This window comes from Rhodococcus sp. GB-02, from assembly GCF_053470465.1.
This window is the reverse complement of record NZ_JBPUKE010000001.1, coordinates 2,659,299-2,679,657: the sequence shown is the minus strand read 5'-3', so window position 1 is coordinate 2,679,657 and position 20,359 is coordinate 2,659,299. Positions and strand designations below refer to the sequence as shown.

Sequence of the window (20,359 nt, the reverse complement as noted above, 5' to 3'; positions counted from 1 at the left end):
GTGATATCAATTAAATATCACTTACCGATGGAAAGCGAGTCTCACATGACCAGCACCCCTACCGTGGCCGAGAAACCGACCGGTGTCGCCACCACAACGATCGCCGAACGCCCAGGCTGGGACCTGTCCGGCAGCTGGATGCTCCTCGGCGGGTTACTTCTCTTCCTGGCCGGAATCGCACTGTCCGTCGTTGGCGGAGTTCTGGGACTCTTCGCCCTGATTCCGGTCGGAGTGGTGCTGTTCATCGCGTCACTCCCCCTGCTGATGGGCCTGACCTTGGTGCAACCGAATCAAGCCCGAGTTCTGCAACTCCTGGGAAGCTCGTACAGCGGCACCCTGCGCACGCCGGGACTGCGATGGACAAATCCGCTGACTGTCCGTCGATCGATCTCGACGCGTATCCGAAACCACGAGACCGGTCAGGCGAAGGTGAACGACGCCGACGGCAATCCCATCGAGATCTCGGCGGTGGTCGTCTGGCAAGTCGCCGACACTGCGCTCGCCTCGTTCCAGGTGGACGACTACGAGGAGTTCGTCTCGGTGCAGACCGAAGCGGCCGTCCGTCATATCGCCGGCAGCTATCCGTACGACGCCGAAGGCCGAGTCTCGTTGCGCGAGAACGCCGATATCATCACGACTACCTTGTCGGAGGAGGTTCACGCCCGCGTGCGTGCGGCGGGTGTCGAAGTGATCGAGACACGCATCAACAGGCTCTCGTATGCACCCGAGATCGCCAGCGCAATGCTTCGGCGCCAACAAGCGGGTGCAGTGATCGCTGCCCGCAAGCAAATCGTCGAAGGTGCGGTGTCCATGGTCGACATGGCACTCAAGCAACTCGAGGAAAAGCATGTCGTCGAACTCGACGAGGAACGCAAGGCCACGATGATCAGTAACCTTCTGGTCGTGCTGTGCGGCGACCGAGACGCACAACCGGTGCTCAACACCGGTTCGCTCTACCAGTAAAGGAAAGGCCACATGGCCACGGATCCAGCTCCGAGATCCGAGCGTAAGAAGATCCTTCTTCGGTTGGACCCAGCGGTGCACGACGCCCTCGCCCGCTGGGCCGCCGACGATCTCCGAAGTACCAACGCCCAGATCGAGTTTCTCCTTCGGCGCGCACTCACCGAGCACGGTCGTATGCCGCAGAATGCCGGCAAGATGCACGGTCCAGGCCGTCCGCCGGCCTGATTCCCCTGTGCGCCTTTTCGGTAGCAGTCACTACCGAAAAGGCGCACGGGGGCGGAGCCCTTTACAGCATGCAGGAAACGCAGCCCTCGACCTCGGTGCCTTCGAGTGCCATCTGACGCAGACGGATGTAGTACAGCGTCTTGATGCCCTTACGCCACGCGTAGATCTGCGCCTTGTTGATGTCGCGGGTGGTTGCGGTGTCCTTGAAGAACAGCGTCAGCGACAGGCCCTGGTCGACGTGTTGCGTTGCGGCAGCATAGGTGTCGACGATCTTCTCGTACCCGATTTCGTAGGCATCCTGGTAGTACTCCAGGTTGTCGTTGGTCAGGTAGGGCGCCGGGTAGTAGACGCGGCCGATCTTGCCTTCCTTGCGGATCTCGATCTTCGACGCCACCGGGTGGATGGAGCTGGTGGAGTAGTTGATGTACGAGATCGAGCCGGTCGGCGGGACGGCCTGAAGGTTCTGGTTGTAGATACCGTGCTTCTGAACCGAAGCCTTCAGCTCACGCCAGTCGTCCTGAGTGGGGATGTGCAGCTTCGCATCGGCGAAGAGTCCGCGAACCTTGTCGGTTGCCGGCTCCCAAGCCTGATCGGTGTACTTGTCGAAGAATTCACCCGAGGCGTACTTCGACTCCGGGAAACCCTTGAAGTACGAGCCGCGCTCGATGGCGATCTTGTTCGACGCACGCAGTGCGTGGAACAGCACGGTGTAGAAGTAGATGTTCGTGAAGTCGATGCCTTCTTCGCTGCCGTAGAAGATCCGCTCACGAGCGAGGTATCCGTGCAGGTTCATCTGACCGAGGCCGATGGCGTGAGAGTCGTTGTTGCCCTGCTCGATCGACGGCACCGAGTAGATGTGTGTCTGGTCGGACACTGCCGTCAATCCGCGGATCGACACTTCGATGGTCTTGGCGAAGTCGGGCGAGTCCATGGTCTTCGCGATGTTCAGCGAACCCAGGTTGCAGGAGATGTCCTTGCCGACCTTCGAGTAGGACAGGTCGTCGTTGAACAGTGAAGGCGTCGAAACCTGCAGGATCTCCGAGCACAGGTTCGAGTGAGTGATCTTGCCTTCGATCGGGTTTGCCCGGTTCACCGTGTCCTCGAACATGATGTAGGGGTAGCCCGATTCGAACTGCAATTCGGCGACGGTCTGGAAGAACTCGCGAGCCTTGATCTTGGACTTGCGAATTCGCTTGTCGTCGACCATCTCGTAGTACTTCTCGGAGACGTTGATGTCGGAGAACGGAACTCCGTAGATGCGCTCGACGTCGTACGGCGAGAACAGGTACATGTCCTCGTTCTTCTTCGCCAGTTCGAACGTGATGTCCGGGATCACGACGCCGAGAGAGAGCGTCTTGATGCGGATCTTCTCGTCGGCGTTCTCACGCTTGGTGTCGAGGAAGCGGTAGATGTCGGGGTGGTGCGCATGCAGGTACACGGCGCCGGCGCCCTGACGCGCACCCAACTGGTTGGCGTAGGAGAATGAGTCCTCGAGAAGCTTCATGATCGGGATGACACCCGAACTCTGGTTCTCGATCTTCTTGATCGGGGCGCCGTGCTCACGAACGTTGGTGAGCAGCAAGGCAACTCCGCCACCGCGCTTGGACAGCTGCAGTGCCGAGTTGATGGAGCGACCGATGGACTCCATGTTGTCTTCGATACGAAGCAGGAAGCAGGACACGGGCTCACCGCGCTGCTTCTTGCCCGAGTTCAGGAACGTCGGGGTGGCGGGCTGGAAGCGTCCGGCGATGATCTCGTCGACGAGTTCGACGGCCAGGTCTTCGTTGCCTGCGGCCAGGGTGAGCGCAACCATGCAGACACGATCTTCGAAACGCTCGAGGTAGCGCTTACCGTCGAAGGTCTTGAGCGTGTAGGAGGTGTAGTACTTGAATGCACCCAGGAACGTCGGGAAGCGGAACTTCTTGGCGTAGGCGTGATCGATCAGGAACTTCACAAAAGTACGTGAGTACTGATCGAGAACCTCTGGCTCGTAGTAGTTTTCCTCGACGAGGTAGTCCAGCTTCTCGTCGAGGTTGTGGAAGAACACGGTGTTCTGGTTGACGTGCTGCAAGAAGTACTGACGGGCTGCAGCGACATCCATCTCGAACTGGATCTCACCGTTGGCGCCGTACAGGTTGAGCATGGCGTTGAGTGCGTGGTAGTCGAGGCCGTTGGTGGAATCACCGCCGCGTGCATCACGCTCTACGCTTCCTGCCGCGATCGTGTCAGTGATGGTTGGCGCCACTGCCCGTGCTCCTTCTCTGTTTCGAGATGATTCCAGAACTCCCCCAAGCCTTCTCGTACTCGGTCGACGTCTTCGGCAGTGCCCATGAGTTCGAACCGGTACAGAAAAGGAACGTGGCATTTCTGGGAAATGATGTTTCCTGCATAGCAAAAGGACTCACCGAAATTGGTGTTTCCCGCCGCGATCACTGCTCTGATCAACGACCTGTTGTGTGGATTGTTCAAAAAACGAATGACCGGCTTCGGCACATAGCTGGTGTCGCGCCCTGTCACGGTGGCCCCGCCACCATAGGTGGGCAGAATCAGCACATAGGGCTCGTCTACGCGAAATGAGCCGTCACGGTCATGGATGGGTATACGTGTCGCAGGCAGGCCGAGACGTTGAACGAATCGGTGGGTGTTCTCCGACACGCTGGAAAAATAGACCAGCGAAGTCATCGGTTGTCACCATTTTCTTGTACGGTGCCCGGAACTACTCAGATGTGTCGGCGGAGGTGTCCACCGCCGACACTGCGGCGCTTCAAGCAGCGACGGTCAGGGTCTTGATGCGATCGGGACGGAAGCCCGACCAGTGATCTTCACCGGCAACCACGATGGGCGCCTGGAGGTACCCGAGAGCCATGACGTAGTCGCGGGCTTCGGCATCCTCGGTGATGTCGATGATGTTGTATTCGAGACCGGCCTTGTCGAGGGCGCGGTAGGTGGCATTGCACTGAACGCAAGCGGGCTTGGTGTAGACGGTGATGCTCATGAGAGTCCCTCTTTCGCTTAGCCAACAAAGGCCGATGTAGTGATGTTCAGCACCGATTCGACCGATTGCCGGAGTCTCGCTCAAGGCGTTCCGCGTTGTGGTCTCTCAGTGCTCAAGACACTACACCTAGTGGCCGACAGAAACACATAACGCGAGATGTTGTGAGTCACATCGTTGGAATTCCCAGGTCGCCCCAGTTCAGCGCCCTCATTTCCCGGCGCGTCGGCGTGTTGCCCGTCACATTTACTTTTTGTGCTCGCCGGCCTCTCGGAGCCGCGTCCCGGACCTACCATGAGCGTCGTGGAAACACCCCCCAAGGACGAAGCACCGCGCCACCAGGCAACCGTGACGAGAACGCAGCAGGTGACACCGCTGATGCGCAGAATCACCTTCGGCGGCACCGGCCTGAGCGACTTCGAGACGAGCGGGAGCCCCGACGAACGAGTGCTCGTCAGATTCCCTCTCGATCCCCCTCACGCCCGCAGTTACACGGTCCGGCGCTGGCAGCCGTCGAAGAACGAACTGGTGATCGACTTCGTTCTCCACGGCCACGGCGGCGCGGCACTCTGGGCCAAGAATGCGCAACCGGGCGAGACCGTCCATCTCTCGACTGCGAGCGGGTGGTTCACGCCGCCGACAGAGTGCGACTGGCTGCTACTCGTCGCCGATCACGCCGCACTGCCTGCGATCGGGCGGATCTTGGAAGAAGCACCCGACGGTCTACCGATCCACGTCATCGCGCAGGTACCCGCGCCGAGCGAACAGCAGACGTTCACGACGCGCGCCGACGCTCACTACCGATGGATCGAGGAATCGGACTCGCTGCTCGCCGAATTGGCCGGCGCTGCCCTGCCTCCCGGCGAGGGCTACATCTGGTGTGCAGTCGAGGCCGCGGCCGCCAGACGCATCCGCACCCATCTGCGTCGAACATCGGAAATCCCGGCAACCCGCATGCACGTGATGGGTTACTGGCGGGAGGACAAGGAGAGCTGGGAGCGTCGGTACGCCGCCGTCGCAGACCGTATCGATGCCGCGATGGGCGAAGCGATGATGGCCGGCAAGGATTTCGAGTCGGTTCGCGACGCCGTCGACGACGCGATGGAACGCGAAGGGCTCTAGCGTGCATATGAGCCTGACTCGCATACGAGTGAGGGCCATACCTTCCGGCATGGCCCTCACTCGTGAAACGGATTACGCGTTGACGAGCTGCTTGCTGGCGTCGACGAGGTCGGAGACGACCTTGGAGACCTGAGCGAGCACCTCTGCGTTCTCACGCGGGTGCAGCTCACCGAACAGTGCGCCGGTTCCACCGATGCTCAGTGCAGTGTCCTCGACGACCTTGCCGCCGGCGATACGGACTGCCTTGGTGGTGTCTTCGTGTGCCCACTTGGCGCCGTTGCCACTGGGCGAAGCGCTGATGACTGCGACAGCCTTGTCCTTGACTGCACCGACACCGTACGGACGCGAGATCCAGTCGATGGCGTTCTTCAGAACGGCGGGGATGGTGCCGTTGTACTCGGGGGTGACGAGCAGGAACGCGTCCGCGTTGCTCGCAGCGGAGCGCAGCGCGTCGACAGCGGGAATGGAAGCACCCTCGACGTCGATGTCTTCGTTGTAGAAGGGGACGTCGGCGAGGCCTTCGAAGACCGTCAGGGTGGCACCCTCGGGTGCGGCGGACACAGCCGTCTCGGCAAGCTGGCGATTGACGGATCCGGCGCGCAAGCTGCCGACGAGAACGAGAACATTGGTCTGTGACATAACGAGATTCCTTCGAAAGTGGTGCGGTTGGTGGCTCCGGTTGAAAGTTATATCAACTAAACGGACCGCGGTCCACTTACATTCCCCGGCCCTGTAACCTGATCCCGTGAGCGCAATCCCCCTCCCCCAGATCGGCGCCGCGCCGGTCGAGCGCGGTGACGCAGCACGTAACCGCGTACTTCTGCTCGACGCAGCAGCCCTCCTCGTCGCCGAGCGAGGTGTCGACGCGGTGACGATGGATGCCGTCGCATGCCGAGCGGGTGTGGGCAAGGGCACAGTTTTTCGGCGCTTCGGCAATCGCTCGGGACTGATGCAGGCACTGCTCGATCACACCGAGCGAGAACTGCAGCAGGCATTCATGTTCGGCCCCCCACCGTTGGGTCCGGGCGCACCGCCGATCGAGCGCCTCATCGCGTTCGGACGAGCCCGAATCGCCATGGTGGAAGTACAGGGCGAAGTCCTCCGTGCGGCGGAAAATGCTCCTGAATACCGCTTCGGCGGTCCGGCCCGGGCGCTCGGCATCGCTCACGTCATCGGACTTCTTCGAGGAGCAGGCGTCGAGGGCGACCTCGATCTGCTCGCTTCAGCACTGTTGGCACCACTCGAAGCATCGCTTGTCCTTCACCAGGTGCGCGATCTCGGGATGACCACCGAGCGTCTGGCCGCCGGCTGGGAAGACCTTGCCCGGCGCGTTACTCGATGCTGACTCCCCAGATCCGTCCCACCGCTTAATGTGAGCCCATGCGCATCGCTGCTGCCGTCATCGGCGTCCTGACCATCGCCGCGGTAAGCGGTTGCTCCGCGTCGTCCGACTCCCCCAAGGACAAGTCGGACCCCTCCGGGCGCGTCTTCATCTCGACCTCGGTCGACGGAACACAAATTCCCGGCGGCGGCCCACTGACTCTCGATTTCAGCCAAGCGGGTCGAGTGTCCGCGAGCGCCGGATGCAACACGGCAAACGGCTCGATCGAGTTCACCGACGGCAAGCTGACCACCGGCACCATGGCGTCGACCATGATGGGCTGCCCTCCCGGCATCGACGAATCCGACACCTGGACAACAACATTGCTGACCTCCGCGCCGACGTGGAGCCTCGACGGCGACACCCTCACCCTGACATCGGACGACGCCACAGTGACTCTGCAGGACAAGAAGATCGTCACGCCGGATCGAGTGCTCCAGGGCACGACGTGGACCGTCACGTCACTCATCAGTCCCGATGCGATCAGTACGAGCCTGGCTCTGGAGACGTCAGCTCCCGAACTCACGATTGCCGCAGACGGTTCGGTCAGCGGAACCACCGGATGCAATCGCATGACCGGAAGCGCCCAGACGTCCGACACCACAGTCACGTTCACGCCGATGGCAACCACGCGTATGGCTTGCCCCGAGGAGAACACGGACATCGAGCGCCAGATCCTGGCGGTGCTCGACGGCGACGTGAGCTACACCATCGACGCCGGCACGCTGACCCTGCGCAAGCCCGACGACACCGGATTGATACTGACTGCGCAGGCCTGATCAGACGCTCCAGGCTCGATCAGACGTTGTCGAGCAGCCAGCGCCCCAAATCGCGGGCGCTGGCATCGATCATCGCGGGCCAGTCCATGGCCGAATCGTCCGCATGGTCGCTGACGTGTTTGACGAGGCGGCAGGGAGCACCCGCAGCCTGTGCGGCGAACGCGATGGCAAAACCCTCCATGTCGACCAGATCAGCTCGCTGTGCAAGGGCGTCCCGGGTTGCAGCGTCGGCGATGAATGCGTCGCCGGTCGCCAACACCGAGTCGTCACCGCCGGCGAGCACCAAACGGTCCGCGACGTCGTGCCCCAGCGCTCGGATCGCGGTGCTGCTGATGTCGTGATTGATGACAACCCCGGGAACATAGAGGCCGCCGTGGTGCGCGTGCAGCGCACCGGCGGTCCCGATGTTGACGACCAGCGGCAGATTCTCCCGCTCGTACCGCGCGAGAGCAGAGGCGACTGCTGTTGCAGCACTGACCTTTCCAATCCCCGTGATCAGCAGTTCGTATCCTTGCGGCACGTATGCCGCTTCCGACTTCGTCGCACTGACCACCAGAACGTTGTTCGCACTCATGTGCGCGACCGTACCGCCCCGGATACGGTGGCACTGCACGCGCCTGCTCACATCGCTAGAGTCCATTCATGGCCACACTGCGTGAAAGCATCATCGAAGAACTCGGCACAAAGCCGACAATCGACGCCGCAGCGGAGGTTCGCGCGCGAGTCCAGTTCCTGAAGGACTACGTGCGCTCGACCCCCGCCAAAGGGTTCGTTCTGGGAATCAGCGGCGGTCAGGACAGCACGCTCGCCGGAGTCCTCGCCCAACGCGCGGTCACTGAACTTCGTGAAGAAGGCCACGAGGCCGAGTTCGTCGCCGTTCGACTCCCCTATGGCGCGCAGGCCGACGAATCCGATGCTCAGATCGCACTCGGCTTCATCAAGCCGGACCGCTCTCTCACGGTCAACGTCAAGCCTGGCGCCGACGCCACAGCCCGTGAGGCCTCCGAGGCGTTGGGGAACGGCGAACTGCGCGACTTCGTCCGCGGCAACATCAAGGCGCGCGAACGAATGGTCATTCAGTATGCGATTGCCGGTCAGCTCGGCTACTTGGTGATCGGTACCGACCATGCCGCGGAGGCGATCACCGGCTTCTTCACGAAGTTCGGTGACGGCGGCGTCGACATCACGCCGCTCACCGGCTTGAGCAAACGCCAGGGCGCTGCATTGCTGCAGGAATTGGGCGCACCGGAGAGCACGTGGCGCAAGGTGCCGACCGCCGACCTCGAGGACGACCGACCCGCGCTGCCCGACGAAGTTGCCCTCGGCGTCACGTACTCACAGATAGACGACTACCTCGAAGGAAAGGACGTTTCCTCCGAGGTAGCCGAAAAGCTCGAGAAGATGTTCACCAACACTCGTCACAAGCGCACGGTGCCGGTCACCCCCCTGGATGACTGGTGGAAGTAGCTCTTACCAGCGACTAGAGGCCGAATCCTTCTTTGCGAAGTTGGTGGTGAATCCGTTGAAATGCACCGCATCGACCAGCGTCGAGGTTGCAGCGGAGCCGGTCCCGACACTGACGCCGTAGTGGTCGACTACCGCTTTCGGGTTCGCGGCGACGATGTCCGCCAAAGGCACTGACACGCGGTCCTTGGCGCCGTCGATGTTCTGAGTGCCCCACCACACGCCCTTCTGCAGATCCGCGTGAACGCCGCCGTCAGCCGTCGGCGTCGCGTCCGGGGACCCATTCGTTCGGCGCCGCTTCGGTGGACAGGGTCGAGCACGAGGCTTCCGGTGCAGAAGAGCCGAGCGAACCGGTGGAGGGAAGCGCAGTTGCGAATGCCGGAGCCGTGAGAGCAGCTGCTCCGAGGAGCACTACGACGACGCTGATACGTCGGGTGGAATTAATCGACAAAGTGTGAACTTACTCCCCCAAAAATTAGGAGATGGAGATAGACGCCACTTGAACTGAGTGATCAAGATCGACCTATTTGAGCCAGGCCACCGAAATTTGACAATAGTTCGGCAGCCGACAAATAACTACGTCGACAATCCCCGGACTAGCCTCCGGCGAAAGGCGGAAGAATATCGACAGCACTACCGGAGGTCCGAGAGACGTCGCGGGTCAACTCGTCACCGACGAGGAAAGCCGAGACCGACAGCACTCGCTCCATCTCCGGCCCGTATCGCCCGACCAACACCGCCACCAACTCGGCAAGTGTGGTGCCAGGCGAGAGGGCGACTACCTCGCTACGGCAACCGGATACATCCGCTGCAGCAGCAAAGTATCGAACCGAGATCGACTGCGAATCAGCCACCAATCGCTCCCATGCTTCTTTCCGGCGGAACGAAATCCGCGGCGTCGATGCCGTGCCCTGCCCACTTGTTCCACATCGCACCGCGCCACAAATCCGCAAGTTCATCATCACTTGCTCCCGACCTGAGCGCCGCACGCAAATCGACCTCGCGATCACTGAACAAACATGACCGAATTGTCCCTTCGGCGGTCATTCGGGTCCGATCACATTCACTGCAGAACGAGCGGGTCACGGAAGCGATGATTCCCACCGTCATCGAGGTCCCATTGACACGCCATTCTTCAGCTGGAGCCGACGGGTCTTCGCGGCCGATTGCTTCCAATTCGAAACGACCACTCAATACGGTCAACAATTCAGCTGCGGTCACCATATTCTCGCGAGCCCATGCATGATCTGCATCCAGGGGCATTTGCTCGATGAAACGCAATTCGACGCCGGCATCGAGGCACCACTGCAAAAGATCCGCCGCGCCGTGGAGTGTTTCACGCATCAGCACCGCATTGATCTTCAGTGGCGCGAGCCCGGCTGCCGCAGCCGCTCGAATTCCCGCGAGAACTGATGGCAACCTGTCTCTACGTGTCAATTCAGCGAAATGGGCGCGATCAACTGAATCCAGGGAAACATTGATGCGAGTCAAACCCGCTGCGGCCAACTTCGCCGCACGATGTTCGAGCCCAACAGCATTGGTAGTCATGGAAAGTGGAATCCCCGGCACGCGAGCTGCGCACCCACCGATGATTCTTTCGAGGTCGCTGCGCATCAGCGGTTCCCCGCCGGTGAATCTCACTTCACGAATACCGACTCGCTCGACGCCGATTCCGACCACTCGAATGATCTCGTCGCGACTCAGAAGATCTTCCGCCGCGATGGCCGGCAGGCCCTCTTCCGGCATGCAATACGTGCAACGAAGTGAACACTTCTCGGTGATCGAGACTCGCAGATCTCTCGCAACACGCCCGAACCTGTCGACCAGGAGATCCGTCTCAGGACGACCGGCGGTGGAGGCAGCGTCAAACCGCACGGTGGGAATTCCCATCGACACCACTGTCATCACGTCACCAACTTCCGTATTGCTCCAGTATGACCGAAAGCCGTACTCGGTGTGTCGGACGGACCACACCGCCTAGGATCAAAACATGTCGAGGTTGTCGAGGTTACTGTCATGAGCGCGCGTTCGGTCGAGGAACACGCGTCGCACATCTCCGAATTGCTCTCGGGCCTGCACACCCTCTCTCCAACGGCAGTGCCGACGGCAGAAGCGTTGGGGCGCATAACTTGCTCCGACATCTCATCGCCCGTGGACCTCCCGCTCTTTCGCAACTCACAGATGGACGGGTACGCAGTCGACGCCGCCTCGGTGGCCTCGGTTCCCACCACGCTGACGGTTCGAGGTGTGATCGCCGCCGGTAGCGGAAAACCACCGAAACACCTTCCAGGATCGGCATTTCGCATCATGACCGGTGCGCCGCTCCCCGAGGGTGCCGACGCCGTCGTTCCCGTCGAGGACACTACGGGCGTCACCGAACACGTCGTCACCATCGAACGGGGCAGGTCTGTAGGCGAATTCGTTCGCGAACGTGGCAGTGACATCACTGCCGGAATGCTACTGGTCACGGCGGGAACGCACTTGGAACCTCGCCATATCGCTGCGCTGAGCGCCGTCGGGTTGGCCTCACTCGACACGTACACGAGGCCACGGGTCGCCGTCATCACGACGGGCGCCGAACTCAAGAGTGCCGGAACAACTCTCGAACCCGGTGAGATCTACGATTCCAACGGTGCAGCTTTGGCAACATTGGCCGAAGCCAACGGTGCCGATGTCGTATCCGTCGCTCGAAGCAGTGACGATCCGGTGGAGTTCCGCGAATTACTCTCGTACGCAACCTCGGTCGCCGATCTGGTTTTCACCTCCGGCGGAGTATCGATGGGCGACTTCGAAGTGGTGAAGGAAACCCTCACACCCTTGGGTGCGCAATTCGGCCACGTCGCAATGCAACCAGGTGGCCCACAAGGCACCGCCGTGGTGAACGGAGTGCCCGTACTGAGCTTCCCGGGCAACCCGGTCAGCACGATGGTCTCGTTCGAGGTCTTCGCACGCGGGGAGCTGCGCCGCGCGGCGGGCCTGCCAGAGATCCCGCACGAGCGACTGCCGTTGACTGCACCGCTGCGTTCCGTGGATGGCAAGCGGCAGTTCCTGCGGGCGCGCAGAACTGCGGACGGTATCGAACTCGTTGCTGGACCCGGATCGCACCTCGTTGCAGCCATGGCGTGGGCCGACGTCCTGATCGACATCCCCGCCGCCGTGACCGAACTCGGCGCGGGCGATCTCGTCGATGTGATTCCACTCTCGACTACCTCGATCTGATTCAAAGGACACTCATGACCGAATTGACACACGTCGACAGCGAAGGCCGCGCGCGCATGGTCGACGTCAGCGCCAAAGCCGAGACGACGCGAATCGCCGTCGCTGCCGGTGAACTCGTCACGACCGCCGAGGTTGTTCGGCTCGTCCGCGCCGACGGCATGCCCAAAGCCGATGTCCTCACCACCGCGCGCATCGCCGGAATCGCCGGCGCAAAGAAGACGTCCGAGCTGATTCCGTTGTGTCATCAACTCGCACTTTCGTCGGTCAAGGTGGAATTCGGATTCACCGAAACCTCGATCACCGTCGAAGCGACGGCAAAGACTCGCGGACAGACCGGCGTCGAGATGGAAGCGCTCACCGCCGTCGCGGTAGCCGGCCTGACCTTGCATGACATGGTCAAAGCGGTCGATCCCGGAGCCACCATGAACGGTGTGCGTCTGCTCACCAAAGACGGTGGTAAACACGGACATTGGACCCGCAACGCTCAGGGTGCCCCGGCTTCTCCGGCGCACGTCTTCACCTCGGCACGGTCCGCGACCGTCCTCGTCGCTTCCACCGGCGGCGCCAACGGAACCAGACCCGACACCACCGGGCCGACGATCGCGGCCTGGCTACGCGAGCGAGACTTCGAGGTGCGCGGACCGCTCGTGTACGCCGACGCAGACATCGCGGGGGGCATAGTCGACGCGAAGGCGGGCTCCCCGTCGCTCGTCATCAGTACCGGCGGCACCGGCGCTTCCCCCACGGATGCAACCCCGGAAGCTACCCGTTCAGTCTTGACCCGTGAGTTGCCCGGGGTCGCAGAAGCGATCCGAACCAAGGGCCTCGAGAAGACCCCACACGCATCACTGAGCCGTGGTGTGGCAGGTCTCACAGGTACGACGGTCATCGTCAATCTTCCGGGTTCTCCCGGCGGAGTGAAGGACGGTCTCACCGTCCTCGAACCCATCATCGATCACCTGCTCGCGCAGGTCGCAGGCGGAGGAGCACACGATGAGTGAGTTACTGGCTCGGATCTCCGAACAACCGATTCACGCAGACACCGTCGACGCCGCCGTTGCCGGCCCGAAGAACGGTGCTGTTGTGGTTTTCACCGGGACGGTGCGCAATCACGATGGAGGTCAAGCGGTTTCAGCGTTGGAGTACCAAGCACACCCGGATGCTGAAAGCTTCCTCCATACGTGCTGTCAAGAGGTTGCAGCCTCGACCGGCCTACCGGTTGCCGCGATTCATCGCGTCGGGCATCTCGAGATCGGCGACCTCGCACTGGTCGCCGCCGTCGCTGCGCCACACCGCGCGGAGGCGTTTGCCGCGTGCGCCGAACTTGTCGAGCGCATCAAGCACGAGGTACCGATCTGGAAGCGGCAACACTTCGCGAACGGCGTCTCCGAATGGGTCGGGTTGTAGGTCGAACGCTCCGGGAAGGTAGAGTTGCGATCACTAGGTGTCCGAAATCGGGCATCCAGCGTCGTAGAACGCAAAATTTCTTGCTGAGTGCTCAATGCACCCGCTCTTCTTACGGCGAAGAAGCCTGCCGACCGGCAGCGCCGCCACCACTGTGCTTGATTGCTCGACCGGTTAATTCCCGTGTCGGCATCCGGGCACGAACACGTGCCCGAAAGGCTCTGAACACACTTGTCTGACATCTCTACGCCCGCTACCACCTTCGCAGCCCTCGGTGTGCGCGCACCGCTGGTGAAAGCTCTCGAAGACGGCGGAATCACTTCCCCGTTCCCGATCCAGATCGATACCCTCCCCGACACTCTCTCGGGTCGCGACGTACTGGGCCGTGGAAAGACCGGAAGCGGAAAGACCCTCGCGTTCTCCATCCCCATGGTCTCTCGCCTCGCCGGCGAACTGTCCGGGGGCAAGCGTCGCCCGGGTCGACCACTCGGCCTGGTGCTCGCACCCACGCGTGAGCTCGCCACCCAGATCACCGCAACCCTCGAACCGTTGGCCGCCGCATACGACTTGCGCGTGACCACGATCTTCGGCGGTGTCTCGCAGCACCGCCAGGTTCAGGCCCTGAAGGCCGGCGTCGACATCGTCGTCGCCTGCCCCGGTCGCCTCGAAGACCTCATGAAGCAGAAGTTCGTGAGCCTCGACGCCGTCGAGATCACCGTGCTGGACGAGGCCGACCACATGGCCGACCTCGGCTTCCTGCCCGTCGTCACCCGCATCCTCTCGTCCACGCCGCAGGACGGGCAGCGCCTGCTGTTTTCGGCAACGCTCGACAACGGAGTCGACAAGCTCGTCAAGCGGTTCCTGAAGAACGAGGTCATGCATTCGGTCGACGAGGCCAACTCCCCCGTCGCCGCGATGACGCACCACGTGTTCGACGTCGACGGCGTCGAAGCCAAGAAGGCTCTGGTCGAGAAGCTCGCTTCCGGTACCGGTCGTCGCATCCTGTTCATGCGCACCAAGCACCAGGCTCGTAAGTTGGCTCGCCAGCTCACCGAGTCGGGCATCCCGTCCGTCGACCTGCACGGCAACCTCTCACAGGCCGCTCGCGACCGTAACCTGGCGGCATTCTCCGCCGGTGAAGCGCGCGTCCTCGTCGCCACCGACGTCGCAGCGCGCGGCGTCCACGTCGACGATGTCGAGTTGGTCGTTCACGTCGATCCCCCGGCCGAGCACAAGGCTTACCTGCACCGCAGTGGTCGCACCGCTCGCGCAGGCAGCGCCGGCGACGTGGTCACAGTGGTCTTGCCCGAGCAGCGTAAGGATCTCGCGATCCTCATGCGTAAGGCCGCCATCAAGGTGACGCCGGTTCGTTCGACGGCCAACTCCGAGCACGTCGTCAAGTTGGTCGGCGACATCGCACCGCACGTCACTCCGGCTCCGAATGCTCCGGCCCAGCCGAACGGCGGACGCGGACAGCGCCCCGCCGGCCAGGGTGGACGCGGCGGCGCAGCACGTTCAGGTCAAGCTCGCTCCGGACAGGGCGGTCAGTCACGCGGTGCACGCACCGGCGGCGCTGCCCGTCAGGAACATGCCGGCGGCGGCGCTCGCCGTCCCCGCACCGGCGGCGGCGCTCGCACTGCGGGCTCCACCGGTGGGCGTGCCACGCGCTAGGTCGTCCCGCGCGCTAGGCCACCCCGCACAATTCAATAGGTTTCGTAGTGGACAGCGTCGGCCAATGGCCGGCGCTGTCGCCATCCGTAGCGCTCGAGATCCGGAACCTGTTGGAATTCAGTCACCTTCCCGACACAGAGCCAGGCGATGGGGCGAACAGGTGAGGGGATGCCCATGAGTTCGGTGAGGTACTTCTCGTCGTAGAACGAGACCCAGCCGATGCCGATCTCCTCGGCTACCGCGGCGAGCCACAAATTCTGAATTGCGAGTACCGCCGAGAACAGTCCGGTGTCGTCGACGGTATGACGGCCGAGGATGTTCGGGCCACCGCGCGACGGGTCGTAAGTGACGACGATGCCGGTACCACTCTCGGCGATTCCCTCGATCTTGATGGGGTCGAACGTCGAGCGTCGATCCTCGGGCAAAGACTGCGCGAACTTCAGCCGGGCATCGCCGACGTGCGCCGCGAAGGTGTTGAGCGTCTCCGGATTACGAACGACGACAAAATCCCACGGTTGCGTGTTTCCCACGCTGGGCGCGCGATGGGCGGCGTCGAGAATTCGCATCAGAGTTTCGTCCGGGACAATCTCTCCCGAGAACTCGGCGCGAACGTCTCGTCGTCGACGGATCGCTTCGTACACGGATACCGCTGATTCACTCACGCTCCGACGGTATAGCGGTGCAATCCCAGCATGGCGTCGGGGTGCGGTTCGACAGTTTTTTCGCGCACGCAGGTGCGGAGGGCACTACCTACCGCTGCCGAATCCATCCCGGTACCGATCACAACCAGTTGCGTAGTTCGAGGCTCGCCCGACTTCCATCGCAGCGGGGTGATCCGGACATGATCACCGACCGATTGGATCTCGAATTTTCCTGTGTAGCCCGGAATCTCGAAGTTCACGAATCCCTTGATGCGGTAAACACCCGAAGGCTGGTTCTCGAGAAAGTGCGTCAGAGCCCTGGCATCGAGTGGCATCTCCGATATGAAATCAACCGACTCGTAGCGATGGTGCAGGTGATCGTGGTGACAGGAACCGTCGTCGTGGTCGTGGTCGTGTCCGTCGCGCAGGAGCTCGTCGAGGCTCAGTTGATCACCCGGGGCGGGAGGGGCCACCTCACCGGAATCGAACAACAGAGCGGGGTCTATCCGCGAGTGCGACGTTTCCACTATCGGCGCTCGCGGATTCAACTCACGAATTCCGGCAGTGAATCGCTCGCGCTCGGCGACGGGAACGCCGTCGATCTTGTTGACTACCACCAGATCTGCCAGGCGGACATGTTGATCGAGTTCGGGATGCTCGATGCGAACGGTGGAGAAATTGGCTCCATCGACCATGACCACCAGTCCGCCGTAGACGACGGATGGGTTCTCACTCCCGAGGACGAGACGAATCATGTTCCGCGGCTCGGCAAGCCCGCTGGCCTCGACGACGATCACGTCGATACCGGATTGTCGGTGCGCCAATTTGTTCAGCATCTCGTCCATGTCGGAGACGTCGACAGCGCAGCACAAACAGCCGTTGCTGAGCGTGACCATCGAATCGACCTGACCGGCGACCATCATCGAATCGATGTTGACGGAGCCGAAGTCGTTGACGATCACGCCGATGCGTACGCCGTCGTTGTTACGCAGAAGATGGTTGAGCAGCGTCGTCTTGCCCGAACCGAGAAAGCCTGCGACGACTATTACGGGGATCTGCTTCTTCGCCACCACACAACCTTCCGAAACCACACGTACCGATCAGTGATCGTAGTGGAGTGTGGCTCCGGAAGGTTCAAGCTGACAGCAGACTCACACAGTGCAGAGTGGGCGGATGTCCGAAGTGCCCTCCGTGGTCGGTGACGTCAAGATCGTGCACGCGTTGTATCCACGGGATTCGGCGACCCGACGGATCTCACTCCAGCCAGCCGCGTCGACGACCGGCGACCGTGAGAGCACGAACCCGGAAAGCCTGAGCGGATCACCGACCAGGGCCCACGAATAGTCGTCGGCTATGTAGGTGACGATGTAGTTGGGCGGACCGTCCAGGCCGTCCTGTGTGGGCACCCCGGGGAAGCTCACATGCAACTGTGCACCCGTTGCCGGGTCGGTAACTCGGGCATTCCCGACGATCTCGTTAGCCTGGCCGGTCCACGTCGTGCACGTGTTCTTCACACTCACGTTCATGGAATCGACAATCCCGTAACTCGCTCGGGTGTCCTTGGCGCACGCGAGGTTGAAGGGCTGAGGAATCGCCGCCACCTGGTTCCACTCACCGACGTAGCGGGCGGCGTCCAGGTTCGCCACCGGTTGTAGCGGCTCCCACAACGGCGCTGCTTGCGCGGTGCCCGAGAACATCGACACTGCAGTACACAATCCCGCGATTACGATCGCGCTTCGCCCCGACCACTTCATGTCACTCCTCCTCGTTGACGCACCGATTGTCATACCGGTTCGCGCAACGCACGACCGGCGTTGCTTCAACAACGCATTCGGAGCTGTTGGCCTGACGGATTGGCTAAACATGAAAAACTACTTTTGGTTTGTTATAGACGGCTTTGACAAACCTTATGTAGTCTTTGCCAAATGATAGCTAATGGCCGGACGGAGCTACTGTGATGAAGGTTGTCGACTTAGGTCTCGAGCGCACGCGCTATGCAGTCATCGACGAGACAATCGAGTCGAGGTGGCGCCGAGTCGCCTCGATGCAGCACGACACCGTTGCCGTCGTGACTCCGCGCGACCGGATCACTTTCGCCGAACTCGAACTCCGGACCGACGCATTGGTCCGCGAACTTCGCCTACGTGGGTCACACGGATCGTGCCCGGTTGCGGTTGATCTCGAACCAACCGCCGAGTCGGTGCCCGCCATCCTCGCAACTCTGATTTCCGGTCGGCCCTTGGTCATGATCGACCCACAACTCCCCGAGGCCCGGCGAGCGCACATCATGAGCACCTCGGGTGCCGTCACGCTGCAATCGATACTCGACGAATCGGCCCCTACGGGCTTCCGTTTCGACAACGCGCTCGAACCGTCCAGTTCCGACCCTGCCATGATCGCGTTCACGTCCGGGACCAGTGGAGCGCCCAAGGGAGTCGTGCTGAGCCACTCCATGTGCCTGAACAAGGCCGACGAACTTGCCGCAGCAATCGACCTGCGACCCGACGATCACATCGGGAACCTGTTGCCCGTCAGTTTCGGAGCCGGAATCACGGCCCTGATCATGGGGTTGATGAACGGAGTCACGGTCTTCTGTTGGGACCCACGTACAGACGGAGTCTCGGGAATCGATGACTGGCTGATCGAGAACTCGCTCACGACCGTGCACTGCGCTCCGTCATTTCTACGAGCATGGTCGGATCTAGAATCCGTTGAAGCATCGGATAATTCGCCCGGGTCGCTGCGGGTCGTCGTGACGTACGGGGAACCAGTTCACGGCGAGGACTACGCGCGCCATCGCAGTCACGGCTTTGCTCGCGTCACTTACGTCAACTGGCTGGCCACAACGGAGACCGGCGTCGTCGCATACAACGCGTTCCCGCCGAACTCCGAACTACCCGCCGGAGTGGTACCGGCCGGACGCGCTCGCGATGGCAAGCACGTACAGATCGTCGATGTGAACGGCGTACCTCTTCCAGACGGAGAGATCGGCGAGATTCAGGTTGTCTCCAGCGATCTTGCCGATGGGTACCACGGCGACCCGGATCGCACAGCAATGCGATTCACACGTCTCGGAGACGGAGTGAGTATCTATCGGACCGGTGACCGAGGCCGCATCGACGAACGCGGCGAACTACAACTGAGGGGGCGCGTCGACGATGCCGTCAAGATTCGGGGCTACCTGGTAGAGCCGATAGAAGTCGAGTCGCACATTCGTCGAATTCCCGGCGTCACCGATGTTTTCGTGGCTGCCGTTCTCGAGAACGATCGATCGGAGATTGTCGCCTACGTGGTCTTGACCAAAGCCGTGATGGCGCGCTCGGGCGCCGAGATGCGGCGCGAATTGGCGAAATATCTGCCGGCCTGGATGCTTCCCCGACATTTTGTTCTGATGGCGGAATTGCCCCGCAACGAAAGGGGAAAGGTCGACCGAAAAACATTGCCGCCCGTCACGGTGAGGTCCACTCCCCCAACTCTCGCCGGGCCTGCAGAATTGTGGCTGTCCTCGATCTGGGAGTCGATTCTCGGCATCGACTCCATCGACCGTGAGGACGACTTCTTCGAGCTCGGCGGCGACTCCCTTGCTTCGACCGAGGTGGTGGCCAAGATTCACGACATGTTCAGGGTCCGGATCACGGCGGCAGAGTTCGCGACCGCGAGCACCGTCAAAGACCTTGCAGCGCTGATCGATCGGTGCACGATCGATCCCAAAGATCGCGTCTCTCACAACACGATGGTTCCACTGAAGCTCGAAGGGTCAGGGCGGCCTCTGTTCATCATGAATGGTGCAGGGTGTCCCTCGACGACACTGTCCACCTTGTCGAACGCGCTCCACACCGATCGCCCGGTCTACGCACTTCAGCCACACGGCTTCGAATCTCGCGGACTGCCCGATCGGTCGGTAGAGGCAAGCGCTCGCCGTTTCATATTCGAAATCAAGAAGATTCAGCCCACCGGCCCGTACCTTCTCGCCGGCTACTCGTACGGCGGCTACGTGGCGCTGGAGATGGCGTCACAGCTGTCCGAGTCCGGTGACGCTGTCGAGCACGTCACCGTTCTCGACACCAGAATCCCCACCGACACTGCCGCACGACTAGCCGACCGAGCGGGCATCAGTCTGGATCCGTCGATCGTCGACCTCGCACCACAACCGTCCACCAATGCCCGCTGGAAGCCGACCAGACGCACCGTCGCGGCGATGTGGATCCGCACGCTCTTCGCCGGCGTTCTGCAGTACCCACCGGCCACCCAGTGGACAGTGTTCCTCTACATCGGGGGCCAGGCGTTGCGGAAGCACCGGATGCGGACGTGCTCTGCGCCCGTCACCGTGATCCGTGGAGCCACCAACAACCGTGGACGCGAGATCTGGTCACTCATTGCCACGGGCTCGCTCGATTTCGACGACGTCGACGCGTGTCACGAAGACGTCGTTCGCCAACCCTACGTCCGGAGGACTGCTGCGATCATCGACCGAATCTGTGATCGAGCGTGACCAGCG

The 20,359-nt window shown here is 61.8% G+C and carries 23 protein-coding genes; 11 read left to right on the top strand and 12 right to left on the bottom strand.

From position 1 onward, the window contains the following. The first annotated feature begins 45 nt into the window (after positions 1-45). Together ACSW29_RS12710 and ACSW29_RS12705 are read left to right on the top strand one after the other, a co-directional pair. A complete protein-coding gene (locus ACSW29_RS12710) occupies positions 46-963 on the top strand; it encodes an SPFH domain-containing protein (protein WP_317825527.1) in 918 nt (305 codons plus the stop codon). Between the two features lie 12 nt (positions 964-975). Then, positions 976-1,188, top strand: a complete 213-nt coding sequence (locus ACSW29_RS12705; RefSeq protein WP_448277366.1) for a hypothetical protein — start codon at positions 976-978, stop codon at positions 1,186-1,188. 61 nt (positions 1,189-1,249) lie between these two features. On the opposite strand, the gene nrdE is transcribed toward ACSW29_RS12705, so the two are convergent. From nrdE to nrdH, 3 genes are all read right to left on the bottom strand, one after another. Next, positions 1,250-3,433: a class 1b ribonucleoside-diphosphate reductase subunit alpha gene (gene nrdE, locus ACSW29_RS12700; protein ID WP_003944756.1), complete on the bottom strand. Its 2,184-nt coding sequence runs from the start codon at positions 3,431-3,433 to the stop codon at positions 1,250-1,252. Next, positions 3,391-3,870: a class Ib ribonucleoside-diphosphate reductase assembly flavoprotein NrdI gene (gene nrdI, locus ACSW29_RS12695; RefSeq protein ID WP_230812772.1), complete on the bottom strand. Its 480-nt coding sequence runs from the start codon at positions 3,868-3,870 to the stop codon at positions 3,391-3,393. Before nrdI ends, nrdE begins: the two co-directional genes overlap by 43 nt. A gap of 82 nt (positions 3,871-3,952) precedes the next feature. Then, the gene (gene nrdH, locus ACSW29_RS12690; RefSeq protein WP_019747886.1) at positions 3,953-4,183 is read right to left on the bottom strand and encodes a glutaredoxin-like protein NrdH; all 231 of its coding nucleotides are present in this window, start codon (positions 4,181-4,183) and stop codon (positions 3,953-3,955) included. Between the two features lie 291 nt (positions 4,184-4,474). Here nrdH and ACSW29_RS12685 point away from each other — a divergent pair, with 291 nt between their 5' ends. Next, positions 4,475-5,302, top strand: a complete 828-nt coding sequence (locus ACSW29_RS12685; protein ID WP_448277365.1) for a siderophore-interacting protein — start codon at positions 4,475-4,477, stop codon at positions 5,300-5,302. A gap of 72 nt (positions 5,303-5,374) precedes the next feature. On the opposite strand, the gene ACSW29_RS12680 is transcribed toward ACSW29_RS12685, so the two are convergent. Continuing rightward, the gene (locus ACSW29_RS12680; protein ID WP_317825525.1) at positions 5,375-5,941 is read right to left on the bottom strand and encodes an NAD(P)H-dependent oxidoreductase; all 567 of its coding nucleotides are present in this window, start codon (positions 5,939-5,941) and stop codon (positions 5,375-5,377) included. A gap of 106 nt (positions 5,942-6,047) precedes the next feature. Here ACSW29_RS12680 and ACSW29_RS12675 point away from each other — a divergent pair, with 106 nt between their 5' ends. Together ACSW29_RS12675 and ACSW29_RS12670 are read left to right on the top strand one after the other, a co-directional pair. After that, the gene (locus tag ACSW29_RS12675) at positions 6,048-6,647 is read left to right on the top strand and encodes a TetR/AcrR family transcriptional regulator (RefSeq protein ID WP_003944690.1); all 600 of its coding nucleotides are present in this window, start codon (positions 6,048-6,050) and stop codon (positions 6,645-6,647) included. A gap of 35 nt (positions 6,648-6,682) precedes the next feature. After that, positions 6,683-7,462 (top strand): META domain-containing protein, encoded by a 780-nt coding sequence (locus ACSW29_RS12670; RefSeq protein ID WP_448277364.1) that lies wholly within the window; start codon positions 6,683-6,685, stop codon positions 7,460-7,462. 19 nt (positions 7,463-7,481) lie between these two features. Here ACSW29_RS12670 and ACSW29_RS12665 read toward each other — a convergent pair whose 3' ends face one another. Beyond that, complete coding sequence (locus ACSW29_RS12665; RefSeq protein WP_317825523.1) at positions 7,482-8,036, bottom strand: nucleosidase; 555 nt, start codon at positions 8,034-8,036, stop codon at positions 7,482-7,484. Between the two features lie 68 nt (positions 8,037-8,104). Between ACSW29_RS12665 and nadE the strand changes: the two genes are divergently transcribed. Continuing rightward, positions 8,105-8,929 (top strand): ammonia-dependent NAD(+) synthetase, encoded by an 825-nt coding sequence (nadE, locus tag ACSW29_RS12660; protein ID WP_448277363.1) that lies wholly within the window; start codon positions 8,105-8,107, stop codon positions 8,927-8,929. 3 nt (positions 8,930-8,932) lie between these two features. Here the strand turns inward: nadE and ACSW29_RS12655 are convergent, their stop codons facing one another. From ACSW29_RS12655 to moaA, 4 genes are all read right to left on the bottom strand, one after another. Continuing rightward, on the bottom strand, positions 8,933-9,148 hold the full coding sequence (locus ACSW29_RS12655) for a hypothetical protein (protein WP_448277362.1): 216 nt from the start codon (positions 9,146-9,148) through the stop codon (positions 8,933-8,935). A 31-nt stretch (positions 9,149-9,179) separates the two neighbouring features. Then, a complete protein-coding gene (locus ACSW29_RS12650) occupies positions 9,180-9,377 on the bottom strand; it encodes a hypothetical protein (protein ID WP_448277361.1) in 198 nt (65 codons plus the stop codon). Positions 9,378-9,522: 145 nt separating this feature from the next. Further along, on the bottom strand, positions 9,523-9,780 hold the full coding sequence (locus ACSW29_RS12645) for a MoaD/ThiS family protein (RefSeq protein WP_230812759.1): 258 nt from the start codon (positions 9,778-9,780) through the stop codon (positions 9,523-9,525). Further along, positions 9,773-10,831 carry a GTP 3',8-cyclase MoaA gene (moaA, locus tag ACSW29_RS12640; protein ID WP_448277360.1) on the bottom strand — a complete coding sequence of 353 codons (1,059 nt, stop codon included), beginning with the start codon at positions 10,829-10,831 and terminating at the stop codon, positions 9,773-9,775. The genes ACSW29_RS12645 and moaA overlap by 8 nt, the downstream gene beginning before the upstream one ends. A 111-nt stretch (positions 10,832-10,942) precedes the next feature. On the opposite strand from moaA, the gene ACSW29_RS12635 reads away from it, so the two are divergent. The 4 genes from ACSW29_RS12635 to ACSW29_RS12620 all read left to right on the top strand — a co-directional run bounded on the left by ACSW29_RS12635 (position 10,943) and on the right by ACSW29_RS12620 (position 15,220). Continuing rightward, positions 10,943-12,145 (top strand): molybdopterin molybdotransferase MoeA, encoded by a 1,203-nt coding sequence (locus ACSW29_RS12635; RefSeq protein WP_448277359.1) that lies wholly within the window; start codon positions 10,943-10,945, stop codon positions 12,143-12,145. 14 nt (positions 12,146-12,159) lie between these two features. Continuing rightward, the gene (gene moaCB / locus ACSW29_RS12630; protein WP_448277358.1) at positions 12,160-13,146 is read left to right on the top strand and encodes a bifunctional molybdenum cofactor biosynthesis protein MoaC/MoaB; all 987 of its coding nucleotides are present in this window, start codon (positions 12,160-12,162) and stop codon (positions 13,144-13,146) included. Next, the gene (locus ACSW29_RS12625; RefSeq protein ID WP_448277357.1) at positions 13,139-13,552 is read left to right on the top strand and encodes a molybdenum cofactor biosynthesis protein MoaE; all 414 of its coding nucleotides are present in this window, start codon (positions 13,139-13,141) and stop codon (positions 13,550-13,552) included. Before moaCB ends, ACSW29_RS12625 begins: the two co-directional genes overlap by 8 nt. A gap of 228 nt (positions 13,553-13,780) precedes the next feature. Then, entirely contained in the window at positions 13,781-15,220 is a 1,440-nt protein-coding gene (locus tag ACSW29_RS12620; RefSeq protein WP_347872134.1) for a DEAD/DEAH box helicase, read from the top strand. Between the two features lie 32 nt (positions 15,221-15,252). Here the strand turns inward: ACSW29_RS12620 and bluB are convergent, their stop codons facing one another. From bluB to ACSW29_RS12605, 3 genes are all read right to left on the bottom strand, one after another. Continuing rightward, positions 15,253-15,882, bottom strand: a complete 630-nt coding sequence (bluB, locus tag ACSW29_RS12615) for a 5,6-dimethylbenzimidazole synthase (RefSeq protein ID WP_448277356.1) — start codon at positions 15,880-15,882, stop codon at positions 15,253-15,255. Then, on the bottom strand, positions 15,879-16,931 hold the full coding sequence (locus ACSW29_RS12610) for a CobW family GTP-binding protein (RefSeq protein WP_448277355.1): 1,053 nt from the start codon (positions 16,929-16,931) through the stop codon (positions 15,879-15,881). Before ACSW29_RS12610 ends, bluB begins: the two co-directional genes overlap by 4 nt. Before the next feature lie 81 nt (positions 16,932-17,012). Further along, a complete protein-coding gene (locus tag ACSW29_RS12605) occupies positions 17,013-17,615 on the bottom strand; it encodes a lipocalin family protein (protein ID WP_317825514.1) in 603 nt (200 codons plus the stop codon). Between the two features lie 203 nt (positions 17,616-17,818). Here ACSW29_RS12605 and ACSW29_RS12600 point away from each other — a divergent pair, with 203 nt between their 5' ends. Next, positions 17,819-20,353: an alpha/beta fold hydrolase gene (locus ACSW29_RS12600; protein WP_448277354.1), complete on the top strand. Its 2,535-nt coding sequence runs from the start codon at positions 17,819-17,821 to the stop codon at positions 20,351-20,353. Positions 20,354-20,359 lie beyond the last annotated feature (6 nt).